General features: G+C 60.4%; 13 protein-coding genes. 8 read left to right on the top strand and 5 right to left on the bottom strand.

The genetic code is table 11. The features are described from left to right. Positions 1-305 precede the first annotated feature (305 nt). On the bottom strand, positions 306-758 hold the full coding sequence (locus tag MMB74_RS15290; RefSeq protein WP_277429491.1) for an Lrp/AsnC family transcriptional regulator: 453 nt from the start codon (positions 756-758) through the stop codon (positions 306-308). Between the two features lie 124 nt (positions 759-882). On the opposite strand from MMB74_RS15290, the gene MMB74_RS15295 reads away from it, so the two are divergent. From MMB74_RS15295 to MMB74_RS15330, 8 genes are all read left to right on the top strand, one after another. Then, a complete protein-coding gene (locus MMB74_RS15295) occupies positions 883-1,419 on the top strand; it encodes an alpha/beta hydrolase (RefSeq protein WP_277429492.1) in 537 nt (178 codons plus the stop codon). Positions 1,420-1,682: 263 nt separating this feature from the next. Continuing rightward, on the top strand, positions 1,683-2,522 hold the full coding sequence (locus MMB74_RS15300; RefSeq protein ID WP_277429493.1) for a transporter substrate-binding domain-containing protein: 840 nt from the start codon (positions 1,683-1,685) through the stop codon (positions 2,520-2,522). Positions 2,523-2,572: 50 nt separating this feature from the next. Then, positions 2,573-3,289 carry an amino acid ABC transporter permease gene (locus MMB74_RS15305; RefSeq protein WP_277429494.1) on the top strand — a complete coding sequence of 239 codons (717 nt, stop codon included), beginning with the start codon at positions 2,573-2,575 and terminating at the stop codon, positions 3,287-3,289. Positions 3,290-3,310: 21 nt separating this feature from the next. Beyond that, the gene (locus MMB74_RS15310) at positions 3,311-3,955 is read left to right on the top strand and encodes an amino acid ABC transporter permease (protein ID WP_277429495.1); all 645 of its coding nucleotides are present in this window, start codon (positions 3,311-3,313) and stop codon (positions 3,953-3,955) included. Beyond that, entirely contained in the window at positions 3,952-4,704 is a 753-nt protein-coding gene (locus MMB74_RS15315; protein ID WP_277429496.1) for an amino acid ABC transporter ATP-binding protein, read from the top strand. The genes MMB74_RS15310 and MMB74_RS15315 overlap by 4 nt, the downstream gene beginning before the upstream one ends. A 101-nt stretch (positions 4,705-4,805) precedes the next feature. Further along, the gene (locus MMB74_RS15320) at positions 4,806-5,555 is read left to right on the top strand and encodes an IclR family transcriptional regulator (protein WP_277429497.1); all 750 of its coding nucleotides are present in this window, start codon (positions 4,806-4,808) and stop codon (positions 5,553-5,555) included. A 65-nt stretch (positions 5,556-5,620) separates the two neighbouring features. Next, a complete protein-coding gene (locus MMB74_RS15325; protein ID WP_277429498.1) occupies positions 5,621-6,007 on the top strand; it encodes a RidA family protein in 387 nt (128 codons plus the stop codon). 289 nt (positions 6,008-6,296) lie between these two features. Then, positions 6,297-6,884, top strand: a complete 588-nt coding sequence (locus tag MMB74_RS15330) for a hypothetical protein (protein WP_277429499.1) — start codon at positions 6,297-6,299, stop codon at positions 6,882-6,884. A 416-nt stretch (positions 6,885-7,300) separates the two neighbouring features. Here the strand turns inward: MMB74_RS15330 and acnA are convergent, their stop codons facing one another. The 4 genes from acnA to MMB74_RS15350 all read right to left on the bottom strand — a co-directional run. Further along, on the bottom strand, positions 7,301-10,018 hold the full coding sequence (gene acnA / locus MMB74_RS15335; RefSeq protein WP_277429500.1) for an aconitate hydratase AcnA: 2,718 nt from the start codon (positions 10,016-10,018) through the stop codon (positions 7,301-7,303). Between the two features lie 101 nt (positions 10,019-10,119). Continuing rightward, the gene (locus MMB74_RS15340) at positions 10,120-11,571 is read right to left on the bottom strand and encodes a bifunctional 2-methylcitrate dehydratase/aconitate hydratase (RefSeq protein ID WP_277429501.1); all 1,452 of its coding nucleotides are present in this window, start codon (positions 11,569-11,571) and stop codon (positions 10,120-10,122) included. Between the two features lie 23 nt (positions 11,572-11,594). Next, complete coding sequence (locus tag MMB74_RS15345) at positions 11,595-12,101, bottom strand: hypothetical protein (protein WP_277429502.1); 507 nt, start codon at positions 12,099-12,101, stop codon at positions 11,595-11,597. 109 nt (positions 12,102-12,210) lie between these two features. Beyond that, a partial coding sequence (locus MMB74_RS15350) for a citrate/2-methylcitrate synthase (RefSeq protein WP_277429503.1) occupies positions 12,211-12,782 on the bottom strand: 572 nt, incomplete at its 5' end.

The raw sequence follows: 12,782 nt of genomic DNA on the forward strand, positions 1-12,782 counted from the left end.
AGCACGAAAGTGATCCGCCTGTTGTCGGCGCTCCTTACCGCAATTTCCACGCCATCGGGGAGTTCGAGTCCGGCGCCGATGCCGGCCGATGCGCCCCAGCAGCAGTCGAGTTGATTGCTCGTCCAAAACGGTTTCGATGTAATAAACGCTGCCTTTGCCGTGTAGGTTGCGCGTGATCGCGGCCCCGCCCGCAAAATATTCGCTGGCGTAGGTGGCAATCGTCTCGCCTTTCGAAATCGCGAGCTAGGTGTCGATGCATCGACCCGATGCCCAGCGCAAGCGCAGCCGGCTGGCGATGCGCTCGCCTATTCGGCACGGATGATCTTCGGCAAATAGCTCGCCAGCACGATAGACGTGGTGACGGGCCCGAATCTGGCAAGCGCATCGATTGCGCTTTCCAACTGGCTCATTTCTTCGACCACGATGCGAACTAGGAAGCAGTCCTCTCCGGTGATCCTATGCGCCTCGATGATTTCGGGCATTGCCTCGAAAGCGCGCAGGCAATGCGCGATTTCGGCGTGAGTGGTGCGGATTCGCACGAGTGCGGCGATCGGCCGACCGACAAGGCGGGGATTGACGCGGGCCGTGTAACCTTCGATGACCCCTTGTTCCTCGAGCCGCCTGATCCGGGCGGTGACAGCGGGTTGAGACAGCCCAATCTGCTTGCCAAGCTCCGTGTTGGTGATGCGAGCATTGCTCTGCAGCACCTCGAGAATCCGCCAATCAAGCTTGTCCAACACGACCGACTTAGTTTTCATTCGTGAGCACCGATCAATTCAGTGAATTTGTTCGCGCATGAGCAGCAATTCATTCGATCTCCGATGTTGCCTGAGTTCGCGCGCTTTTACACTGGGCACTCGTTCATTCACGGAGATCGGGCAGATGAGTTCCCCAGTTTTTGTCGTTCCCGGCATCGGTAATTCCGGCCCATCGCACTGGCAAAGCCTATGGCTGAATGCACACGGAGACTGGCTCCGCCTCGCTGTCGAGGATTGGGATCACGTAGTCTGCGATGACTGGGTATCGGCGATCGACCGGCAATTGCCGGCAGACTCGAGCGAGGTGGTCATCGTCGCACACAGCCTCGGATGTTTGGCCGTGGTGCACTGGGCTTGTCGATGCGCCCGGAACATTCGCGGTGCGTTGCTGGTGGCCGTGCCTGACCCGGCGTCCTTGGCATTTCCGCGGGATGAGGCTAGCGGCTTCGAGCCGCTGCCCGCACAGCGATTGCCGTTTCCGACGACGATCGTATCGAGCAGCAACGATCCTTATGCCAGCGTGGAACATGCGCGTGGCTGTGCAGCCGCATGGGGCGGTGAACTCGTCGGAGTCGGGGCGAAGGGGCATCTGAACGCAGACAGCAACTTGGGTAATTGGGACGAAGGGTTTCAATTGCTGAAGAGGATGAAGAAAGACTGATCTGGGGCGCACCGGCCAGTGTCGCCGCTCGTCGTGGCGAACGGCCGCGCCGCCTGCATCGCCAAAATTGGCCTCGCAATGAGGAATAAAGCCGACTTGCGTCCTCGTTTTTAACGTCCAAGACTGGGCGTCAATCCGATTCGCCAGATAGTTGTCCGGTATATCGGATAAACGGATGTCTGAGTCGACGCATTCGCGCGTGCCGATGGCGCCGATGCCGGTTCGTCCGTCCCGGAATGCTCTCTCCGACGAGGACCCAAGTCATGAAGCTTGCGAAACGAGGCGCCCAGGCTGCGCTGTTGCTCTCATTTGCCGGATTGCTCGCGATGACCGCCTGCACGAAGGTGTCCACGCCCGCCTCGCCGCAAGCCACCGCAGCACCGTCCACGCTGCAGGCCGTATTGCAGAGAGGCACGCTGCGCGTCGGCGATTGTCTGACGTTTGCGCCCTTCGGGTTTTACGACAAGAACGGGCAGCCCGATGGCTATGACGTCGACTTGGCGAAGGAACTGGCCAAGGAGATGGGCGTGAAGCTGGAAGTGGTGAATACGACCAGCGCGAACCGCATTCCCAATCTGCAGACGAGCAAGGTCGATGTCGTGTTCTGCAATTTCACGCGCAATCTGGAGCGCGCGAAGGTCATCGAATTCACCACGCCATACGTCGTCGCGAGCGAAGCCCTGCTCGTCAAGAAAAGCAGCGGCATCAAGTCCATCAAGGACATGAGCAACCGTACGATCGCCACGGTCAAAGGTTCGACCAATGGCGACGAAGTCCGGGCGCTGAACATGGCCGTCAAAATCCAGGAGTACGACAGCTCGCAAGCGGCGATTCTGGCCGTCAAGCAAGGCCAGGCCGATGCCATGATCGAAGACAACAACTTCCTTGCCTATCAAGCGAAGCTCGATCCCGATCTGACGGTCACCGACGAAGCGCTGGTGCCACTCGAATACAACGCGTTCGGCGTCAAAGCCGGAGATCAAGCCTGGCTCAACTACTTGAACTTGTTCCTGTTCAACATCAATGCGTCCAAGCTCAACGCGCAGCTTTACAAGAAGTGGTTCGGCGTCGATCCACATTACTCGCTGAATCCGCAGTTTTAAGGCGCGCAGCGCGCCGCGTGCGGACGAGTTCCAACGATGCGGAGGGCGAGATGGGTTACGAGTGGTTGACGCTCTGGGGCTATGTGCCGGAGTTCATCAAAGCGAGTTGGCTGACGTTGCAGGTGACTGTGCTCTCGTTCGTGTTGGCGGTGGCGCTGGGATTGCTGACAGCGCTCGCGAGCGTCTCCGCGCTCGGCGCGCTGCGTTTCATCGCGCGCGCCTACGTGGAAATCATCCGCAATACGCCCGTCCTATTGCAGATTTTCATCGTCTTCTTCGGCTTGCCATCCGCCGGCATTGCTCTGGACGCGTACTGGGCCGGCGTGATCGCGCTTGGCTTGAACGTCGGCGCTTACTTATCTGAAGTGTTTCGCGCTGGCATTCAATCCGTGCCGCGGGGGCAGTTGGAGGCTGCCGCGATCCTCGGACTCGAGAGGACGCAAATTTTCAAGGAGATCGTGCTGCCACAAGCGGCGCGTGCGGTGTATCCGACGATCGTGAATTATTTGATTCAGTTGCTGCTGGGCACGTCGCTGCTATCGGCTATCGCGCTGCCGGAATTGACGGGGACGGCGACGGTGATCAATTCGCGAACGCTGCTTTATGTGCAGACGTTCGCCGTGACACTGGCTGCGTACCTCGTGCTCAGCAACGCACTGTCGTGGCTCGCTGGGCAGCTTGGCGCGCGCGTCTTTCATCCCCCCTTGCTCATTCGAGCGCGCACGCGTTCGGGCGGTTGGCCGCTGCGCAGAACCAATCGAGCTTGACCTACGCATTGGAGCGGGACCATGTCAGTCGATTTGTTGAAAACCAGTCTTGCGATCCTGCTACAAGGACTGGAGACGACGTTGCTGCTTTCAGCCGCGGCAATCGTAGGCGGCACCTTGATGGGGCTCGTCGCTGCAGTGTTGCGCTCGTTCGGGCCATGGGGCACGCCCGGCATCGCCAAGCTCTATACCGAACTCTTTCGCGGCACGCCGGTGCTCATCACGCTGATGTTCATCTACTTCGGCGTCTCGTACTTCGGGTATGCGATCGATGTGTTTGCGGCGGGTGCGATCGGCCTCAGTGTTTATCAAGGCGCGTATATCGCAGAAGTGTTCAGGTCGGGAATCGAGTCGGTGCCGAAAGGGCAGTGGGAAGTGTCGCAGATTCTCGGCTTGAGCAAGATTCAGGCGTTCTTTTTCGTGGTGCTGCCGCAAACGGGGAGGATCGTATTGCCTCCGCTCGTGGGCCAGTATCTCTCGCTCATCAAGGACACGTCGATCGTCAGCATGATCGGCATGTCCGAGTTGATGCATGGCGGCCAAGCCATCGTCGACCGAATCGGCAAACCCGTGGAAATTTACGGGCTCGTCGCGCTCATTTACTTTGTCGTGTGCTTCCCGCTTTCGCAATGGGTGCGCCATCACGATAGGAGGAGATTGTCGTGAGCACTGAAACGATACTCAAGCCCATCATTTCGCTTGCGGGTGTCAGCAAGTCATTCGGTTCGACGCGTGTGTTGAAAGAGATCAATCTCGAAGTGGGAGCGGGGGAAGTGCTGGTGCTGATCGGCGCGTCGGGGTCCGGTAAGAGCACCGTGTTGCGCATCATGGCTGGCCTCGAAACGTCGGATTCGGGCGAGGTGTGGGTCAACTCGGTGCCGTTGCACGACCCGCGCCGTGCGCGCGAAATTCACGGCCACGTGGGCATGGTTTTTCAGCAATTCAATTTGTTTCCCCACAAGACGGCGCTCGGAAACGTCATGCTCGCATTGATCAAAGCGCGCAAGATGAGTCCTGCCGACGCGCGCAAGCGCGCGATGGACGCGCTCGACCGAGTGGGCCTGGCGGATCGGGCCGAGCACTACCCCAGCCAATTATCGGGCGGGCAGCAGCAGCGCGTTGCGATTGCGCGCGCGCTAGCCGTGGAGCCGGGCATCATGTTCTTCGACGAAGCCACATCGGCGCTGGATCCGGAACTGGTCGGCGAAGTCACGGAGGTGATGCGCGGCCTGGCGCGCGACGGGATGACGATGGTCGTCGTCACGCATGAGATGGGCTTTGCGCGCAAGACCGCCGACCGGGTCGTTTTCATGGACAAGGGCGTGATCGCCGAGCAAGGCGAACCGGAACAAATTTTCGTCAATCCGGCTAACGAGCGCACGCGGCAGTTCTTGCATAGAGTCCTCGACCATTGATGCGTGGATTGCGTTGCCGTGCTTGCGAGTGCGTGCCCGCGGTAGACTCGCTTACTTGGCATGCCGCGTGCGGCGCATGAACGGTTGGATGGAGTGAAAGGATGACTGGTACGGAATCGTCGCGGGCAAGGGGTGTGGATCGCGTCATCGACATCTTTCGGCAATTGCATCTCGCACAGCGCCCCATGACGATGCGCGAGTTGATCGAGGCAACGGGGGCGCCGCGTTCGAGCATCTATGAGTTGGTCGCCATTCTCGGCGAGGCCGGCTGCCTCGAGACCTCCGCCGACGGCAACGTGTTCTTCGGGCGCGAGATGCACTACTACGGCTCCGACTACGCGACGCACAACGACCTGATCAGCTGCTCGCATCAGGCGCTATTGGCGTTGGTGAGGAAGTACGAAGAGACGGCGCAGCTGTGCATGCTCGAAGGGAATAAGTACACCGTCGTGTTGTCGGAGCGTAGCGCGCGGCCGTTCAATATCAGCTCGGATATCGGCGTTAGAGTGCCGATTCCTTGGACGGCCACAGGCCGTCTGCTGCTGGGTCATTTGAATGCCGAGGAAATCCGCGCCCTCATTCCAAGCGAGGATTTCGTTCTCGATAACGGCGTTCATATCGGATTCGACGAGTTCTTCCAAGACGTGCAGCGCGCCAAAGACCAAGGCTACTGCTGCACGGAAGGGCTCTCCAACGCGTTTCGATTGTGCATGGCGGCTCCGATACGAGATCGCTCGGGTCAGCCGATTGCAGCGCTGTGTTTCATGACGGGCCGTGATACGAGTCCCGAGCGGCGAGATGCGATGCTCGACGATCTGCTGCAGTCTGCGAAAGCGCTGTCGCACCGGTAAGCTCGTGCGCGGGGTGCTGCGCTGGTGAGGGCCGAGCACTCAACGATTTTCAAAGGAGAGAAACGATGAAGCGTTATGGCGTGGAAGGCGGCAAAGGTACGGGCGGTCAGCACATGCCCTTTGCACGCGCTGTCGAGGCGGATGGTTGGCTATTCGTTTCGGGGCAGACGCCGATGGTGGACGGGGAAGTCGTCAATGGCGGCATTGTCGAGCAGTCGCATCAGGCAATCAAGAACGTGTTCTCCATTTTGGAGGAAGCCGGTTACGGCGCGGAACATGTCGTGCGCTGCGGCGTGTGGCTCGATGATCCGCGCGATTTTGCGTCGTTCAACAAAGTGTTCCGCCAGTATTTCGGCGAGCATCCGCCCGCGCGTGCGGCGGTGGTGTCGAGCATGGTGATCGATTGCAAGGTGGAGATCGACTGTGTTGCGTATAAGGCGCCGCAAAAGTAGCGCGGGGGAGATTGCGCCCGTTGCGAGCATTCGCTCGGGTGCTCGGACGCGCGCCGACGTGGCAAGAGCCGGTTGGCGACCCGGACCAGCGCGACTGTTGCGCACGGGGCAAACGAGATAGATGCCTGGACGCGTGCGATACACAGCATGATTCCGAGTGTCGCCACCACGCCAACGGCCGCGCGCGCTATGGGTTTCAGCGCGTGCCCAACGCTCGCCGAGATGTCGACGCGCGCTCATGGTGGAACAGTTTCTATAGAATGCGAGCGCCTAAAAAATCACGCGCTCGATGTCCAAGTTAGAAATAGCCATCTGCGAGACGCCGGCCGAGTTCGCACATAGATTCGGCCGGCTGACCTATCAGGGTAGCCTGTGGGACCTCACTCATCTCGACCCAATTGCATTTCAATGTGACCTGGATTTGGGGTTTCGATCGACGGTGCTCGTGCTGTTTTCCTGCCATTGCTTCACCCGCAGTTTCGCTTGGGATTCACGCGTCCGCATAGAAATTCCGCGTGATGAAATCTATAACGATGGGCGAGAGGAAAGGGTCTTGTGCCCAGAGCGATACGAAGCATCGCGTCAAATGTTGCGCGATCTCGTTCTAACGTTGCCCGGACGGCGCATCATCATGGCCGACCAACGTCAACAGAACTTCGTGACAGTCGAAACGACGACCGCGTCGGGTGAGCGCTCGCTGTATGCGGTGTTCTTCGAGGTGGAGAAGGATAGGACACGGAAACATCGGATACTGCTCCGTATACAATCCGCTTATACGCTCGAGCAGGGCCTGACGAAGCGCCAGAAAGAAGCTAAGAAGGTTACATTGCGAAGCGTTCTGCGAGCGACTGCGGAAGGCCGGAAAATCCACCCATAACGCAGAATGACCAACGGCTGCCTTTCGGCAGCCGTCGCATGCGAGGCTCTCTATCCACCTTGCGGCAGAATTCCCACTCCAGGTGGGACCCGGTCACCCGGGCGGCGCTACGTTTTTTGCACTCGCTCACACGTAGCTTTCGTCAGGACTATAACGATTCCCACCGCTACCGTCAAGACAAGGCCTTGTCCAATGGCAAAGGAGTCCGAGCGGGATGACAATGGCTGTTCTCCTTCGCCAACTCGTGCTGATGCGCTTGTGATCATCTACCCGCCGATCGTCCGACCTTCCGTCCCTAGCAACTCGCAGGGATAGTCGGAGCCTTAAAACCCGGCCAAAGCCCGGTTTAGCATCGCCGCGCTTCGAAACGACGAAGCGCGGCGCCTGTGAATCAACGGTTCGCTGACATCGAGGTTTTACGCCGCGAGCAGCGAGCGCAACACGAACGGCAAAATCCCGCCGTGCTTGTAGTAGTCGACTTCGATCGGGGTATCGATACGAAGCAGCACGGGCACACGTTGCGTCGCGCCGTCCTTGCGATGGATCACGAGCGTGACTTCTTGCTGCGGCTTGAACTCGTCACCCAGGCCTTCGATATCGTACGTTTCCTCGCCCGTGATGCCGAGCGATTGCACGCTGTCCGTGCCGACGAACTGCAGCGGCAGCACACCCATGCCGACGAGGTTCGAACGATGGATCCGCTCGAAGCTGCGCGCCACGACCGCCTTCACTCCCAGCAACTGCGTGCCCTTGGCCGCCCAATCGCGCGATGAGCCCGTGCCATACTCCTCGCCCGCGAAAATCATCGTCGGCGTGCCCGCGTCGATGTACTTCATCGCCGCGTCATAGATCGACAACTGCTCGCCACTCGGCTGGTGTACCGTCAGCCCGCCCTCCACGCGCGTGCCGTCGGCCTTCGGCGGAATCATGAGGTTCTTGATCCGAACGTTCGCGAACGTGCCGCGCATCATCACGTCGTGATTGCCGCGGCGCGAGCCGTAGCTGTTGAAGTCGGCCTTTTGCACGCCGTTCGCCTTGAGCCACTTGCCGGCCGGCGAATCTTCCTTGATCGAGCCCGCCGGGCTGATGTGGTCAGTGGTGACCGAATCACCGAAGATACCGAGCGCCCGCGCGCCTTGGATCGCCGGGATCGTGTCCGACGGCGTCATCGAGAAGTCCGTGCCGAAGAACGGCGGCTCCGCGATGTACGTCGACTTCGGCCAGTCGTACACCTGACCTTCTTCACCCGCGATCTTGCTCCAGAGGTCCCCCTGCTTGGTGAGCTGCGAGTAGTTCGTGCGGAATGCATGGGCATCGAGCGCGAACTTGAGCAACGCGTTGATCTCTTCGCTCGTCGGCCAAATGTCGCCGAGATAAATATCCCTGCCGCCATTGCCCTTGCCGACCGGCTCGGTCATCAAGTCGCGCGTGACGGTGCCCGCAATCGCATAGGCCACGACGAGCGGCGGCGAGGCGAGGAAGTTCGCGCGAATGTTCGGGTGGATACGCGCTTCAAAGTTGCGATTGCCCGACAACACGGCAGCCGCGACGACATCGTTCTTCGTGATCGCTTCGTTCAACTCCGGCGTGAGATCGCCCGCGTTGCCGATACACGTCGTGCAGCCGTAAGCGGCCAGTTCGAAGCCGAGTTTCGACAAGTACGGCATCAGGCCCGTCTTCGTCAGGTATTCGGTGACGATGCGCGATCCCGGCGCCAACGACGTTTTGATGTGCGGCGCCACCGTCAGCCCGGCTTCCACGGCCTTCTTCGCCAGCAAGCCGGCGGCCAGCAGCACGCTCGGGTTCGACGTGTTCGTGCACGACGTGATCGCGGCGATCAGCACGTCGCCGTTCTTGAGCTTCACGCCATTGGATGTTTCGTACTCGGCGTCGAGATCGGCCGGCTTCTTGGCGAAGCCGTTCTCGCCGACGGGCTTGACGAACAGATCGGCGAACGTCGATTTGACGTGGCCGATCTCGATGCGGTCTTGCGGGCGCTTGGGGCCGGCCAGCGAGGGCGCCACGGTGGCGAGGTCGAGCGTGACGACCTTCGTGTAGTCGATCTGACCGGCCTTCGGAATGCCGAACAGCTCTTGCGCTTTGAAGTAGTTTTCGAACGCGGCAATTTCCGCGTCGGTGCGCCCTGTGCCCTTGAAGTAATCGATCGTCTTTTCGTCGACGGGGAAGAAGCCCATCGTCGCGCCATACTCGGGTGCCATGTTGCCGATGGTCGCGCGGTCGGGCAGCGTCAGCGATGCCGTGCCGTCGCCGAAGAATTCGACGAACTTGCCGACCACCTTCTCCTTGCGCAGCATCTCGGTGATCGTCAACACGAGGTCGGTTGCCGTCACGCCTTCGCGCAGCTTGCCCTTGAGCTCGACGCCGACGACATCGGGGGTCAAGAAGTACACCGGCTGGCCGAGCATGCCCGCTTCTGCTTCGATGCCGCCCACGCCCCAGCCCACCACGCCGATGCCGTTGATCATCGTCGTGTGGCTGTCCGTGCCGACGAGCGTGTCGGGGTAGTACACGGTATCGGCGCCTTCGGTCTTCTTATGCACGCCGCGCGCGAGATATTCGAGGTTCACCTGGTGAACGATGCCGACGCCGGGCGGCACCACCTTGAATGTGTCGAACGCCTGCATGCCCCACTTCATGAACTGATACCGCTCGTTGTTGCGCTGAAACTCGAGCTTCATGTTCAGATCGAGTGCGTCCTTTTGACGGAAGTAGTCGATCTGCACTGAATGGTCGACCACGAGATCGACGGGCACGAGCGGCTCGATCGTCTTGGGGTTCTTGCCCGTGCGCTTGGCGACGCCGCGCATCGCGGCGATGTCGGCCAACAGCGGCACGCCCGTGAAATCCTGCAGCACGACCCGCGCGACCACGAACGGAATCTCGTCCACGCGAGGGGCATTCGGTTTCCAGTTGGCGAGTTGCTTGATGTGCTCTTCCGAGACCTTCTTCTCGTCGTAATTGCGCAGCACCGATTCCAGAACGATACGGATCGACACGGGCAGCCGGTCGATCTTGACGTTCAACGCCTTGCCGAGCTGGGGCAGCGAGTAGAACTTGCCCTTGCCGGAGCCGCTGTCGAATTCCTTGAGCGTGTTGTGCAGATTGTGGGCCATGGTTTTTCCTAGGTTAGAGCGAGGAAATGACGTTGCTACGTTTTTCTTGAACCTTGAACCAGCGTTCGGACTTGCCTAGATCTTGCCTAATTCGGGACTGTCTAAATGACGTACATATCGACGTACTCGTGGACAGGCATCGTTTCGAGCCTCGCTTGGTCGAGCGAGACATCGAGAATTGCCTGGCGCTGTTTCTCGGGGAAGCGGCGGGCGAGGTTCGTCTTGAACTTTTCCACGAGCAGCGGCATGCCTTCGGCGCGGCGCCGCTTGTGGCCGATCGGATATTCGACGACGACTTCATCGAGCTTCGTGCCGTCGGTGAACTCGACCGTCAACGCGTTTGCGATCGAGCGCTTGCTGGGGTCGTGATAGTCGGCCGTGAAGGCGGGGTCTTCCACGCACACCGTCTTCGCGCGCAGGGCGTCGATGCGTGGATCGGCGGCGATGTCGTCTTCATAGTCGGCCGCCGTCAAGCGCCCGAAAATCATCGGCACGGCCACCATGTATTGGATGCAATGGTCGCGATCTGCCGGATTGGCGAGCGGGCCTGTCTTGTCGATAATCCGTATCGCCGCTTCGTGCGTGCGAATCGTGATTTTCGCGATGTCTTCGATGCGTTTGCCCGCCGCATGCAACCGGCCGTGCAGCGTCATTGCTGCTTCAGCTGCGGTTTGCGCGTGAAACTCGGCCGGAAACGAAATCTTGAAGAGCACGTTTTCCATCACGTACGAACCGTAGGGCCGTTGCATCTTGAACGGTTGGCCCTTGAACAGAACGTCGTAAAAGCCCCATGTCTTCGCGGTCAGCACCGAGGGGTAGCCCATTTCGCCCGTTTTGGCGATCAGGGCGAGCCGCACGGCGCGCGCGGTGGCGTCGCCCGCTGCCCACGATTTGCGCGACCCGGTATTCGGTGCGTGCCGGTAAGTGCGCAGCGAATGCCCGTCCACGAACGCGAGCGAAACCGCGTTGATCAGTTCGTCGCGCGAAAGGCCGAGCAACTGTCCGGCCACGGCCGTCGACGCCAGCTTGACGAGCAGGACGTGGTCCAGCCCGACCTTGTTGAACGAATTCTCGAGCGCGATCACGCCTTGAATTTCATGCGCCTTGACCATCGCCGTCAAAACGTCCTTCATGACGAACGGCGGTTTCCCGGCGGCTACGGCGGTGCGCGATAGCCAATCGGCCGTTGCCAGGATCGCGCCCAGGTTGTCCGACGGGTGTCCCCACTCGGCGGCGAGCCACGTGTCGTTGAAATCGAGCCAACGGATCATCGCCCCGATGTTGAAGGCGGCTTGGACGGGATCGAGCTGAAATTGCGTGCCGGGCACCTTGGCCCCGTTGGGCACGATCGTGCCGGGGACGATCGGCCCCATCAGCTTCGTGCAAGCAGGGTACGAAAGAGCCTCGAGCCCGCAGCCGAGCGTATCGATCAAGCAATGTCGGGCCGTATCGAGCGCCAGCGCGCTATCGATGCGGTAATCCAGGACGTAGTCGACGATGTCGACCAGCACCTGATCCGGCGCAGGCCGGACATTGAGGATCGGGGCAGACATGGGTCGAGGCTCCCGGCCGGTGCTTAGCCGCCCGACTTTTGCAGTGCGTTCGACTGCGTCGGGGCTGGAGCGCCTTGCACCATTTGCGCCGTCTTGCATTCGTCGGCGAGGCGCGAGCCGTCGTGATCCGAGAACAGCATCGCTTTAGTCGGGATCACGACGAGGTCCATACCCGTGGCGGCGTCATGGAAACGATCGGCGCCCGTGGTCGTGGCTTCGCGCGGCAGCTTGTAGTTCTTGTTGCCCCAGTGAACCGTAACGATTTGGTCACGCTTCATGTCGCCCTTCAAATCGAAAGACAGCCCTTCGTTGCAGGACCAGAGCACCGAGCCTTCCGGCACCGGATCGGTTTTGGCGACCGACTTTTTCGATTTGCGCTTGATGAGGCGGTGCTTCGGCGCGGGGGCCTTCGCTTTGGTGGCCGCTTTCTTGGTGGCCGTGGCCCCGTTTTGCGCGAATGCGGTGTTCGCGGTGACAAGCGACGTGGCGGAGAGCGCGGCGACCACGGCGGCGATCAGCAATTTCTTCATGGAATCAAGGCCTTGTGAATAACGATGAGACAAATAGAACGGAACTGCGCGGCGGGCGGTGTCGCTCGCGCCGGCTACGCGCGCGGCTTATTGTTTCGCGCGGCGGTCGCTATTTTCTCCTATTTAGCGGTACAAACTTCAGATTTTCGGGTCCTGTGTAGTTCGCGCTCGGCCGGATGATCTTGTTGTCGACGCGCTGCTCGATGATGTGCGCGCTCCAGCCGGAGGTGCGCGAGATGACGAACAGCGGCGTGAACATGGCCGTGGGCACGCCCATCATGTGATACGACACGGCGCTGAACCAGTCCAGATTCGGGAACATTTTCTTGGCGTCCCACATCACCGTTTCGAGCCGCTCGGCGATGTTGAACAAGCGCATGTCCTCGGCTTCCTTGGACAGCTTGCGCGCCACTTCCTTGATCACTTTGTTGCGCGGGTCGGAAATCGTATAGACCGGATGCCCGAAGCCGATCACCACTTCCTTGTTCTCGACGCGGCGGCGGATGTCGGCCTCGGCTTCGTCGGGCGTGGTGTAGCGCGTTTGAATCTCGAACGCCGCTTCGTTGGCGCCGCCGTGCTTCGGGCCGCGCAGCGCGCCGATTGCACCGGTGATGGCCGAATAGATGTCCGAACCGGTGCCGGCGATGACGCGGCCCGTGAACGTGGAGGCGTTGAACTCGT

The organism is Trinickia sp. Y13, assembly GCF_029522115.1.
In the GTDB taxonomy this organism is placed as follows: domain Bacteria; phylum Pseudomonadota; class Gammaproteobacteria; order Burkholderiales; family Burkholderiaceae; genus Trinickia.

What these genes read in the sequence shown, in the direction of transcription:
- MMB74_RS15290 (WP_277429491.1), bottom strand. Translation starts at nt 758, where the DNA reads ATGAAAACTAAGTCGGTCGTGTTGGACAAGCTTGATTGGCGGATTCTC.
- MMB74_RS15295 (WP_277429492.1), top strand. Translation starts at nt 883, where the DNA reads ATGAGTTCCCCAGTTTTTGTCGTTCCCGGCATCGGTAATTCCGGCCCA.
- MMB74_RS15300 (WP_277429493.1), top strand. Translation starts at nt 1,683, where the DNA reads ATGAAGCTTGCGAAACGAGGCGCCCAGGCTGCGCTGTTGCTCTCATTT.
- MMB74_RS15305 (WP_277429494.1), top strand. Translation starts at nt 2,573, where the DNA reads ATGGGTTACGAGTGGTTGACGCTCTGGGGCTATGTGCCGGAGTTCATC.
- MMB74_RS15310 (WP_277429495.1), top strand. Translation starts at nt 3,311, where the DNA reads ATGTCAGTCGATTTGTTGAAAACCAGTCTTGCGATCCTGCTACAAGGA.
- MMB74_RS15320 (WP_277429497.1), top strand. Translation starts at nt 4,806, where the DNA reads ATGACTGGTACGGAATCGTCGCGGGCAAGGGGTGTGGATCGCGTCATC.
- MMB74_RS15325 (WP_277429498.1), top strand. Translation starts at nt 5,621, where the DNA reads ATGAAGCGTTATGGCGTGGAAGGCGGCAAAGGTACGGGCGGTCAGCAC.
- MMB74_RS15330 (WP_277429499.1), top strand. Translation starts at nt 6,297, where the DNA reads ATGTCCAAGTTAGAAATAGCCATCTGCGAGACGCCGGCCGAGTTCGCA.
- acnA (WP_277429500.1), bottom strand. Translation starts at nt 10,018, where the DNA reads ATGGCCCACAATCTGCACAACACGCTCAAGGAATTCGACAGCGGCTCC.
- MMB74_RS15340 (WP_277429501.1), bottom strand. Translation starts at nt 11,571, where the DNA reads ATGTCTGCCCCGATCCTCAATGTCCGGCCTGCGCCGGATCAGGTGCTG.
- MMB74_RS15345 (WP_277429502.1), bottom strand. Translation starts at nt 12,101, where the DNA reads ATGAAGAAATTGCTGATCGCCGCCGTGGTCGCCGCGCTCTCCGCCACG.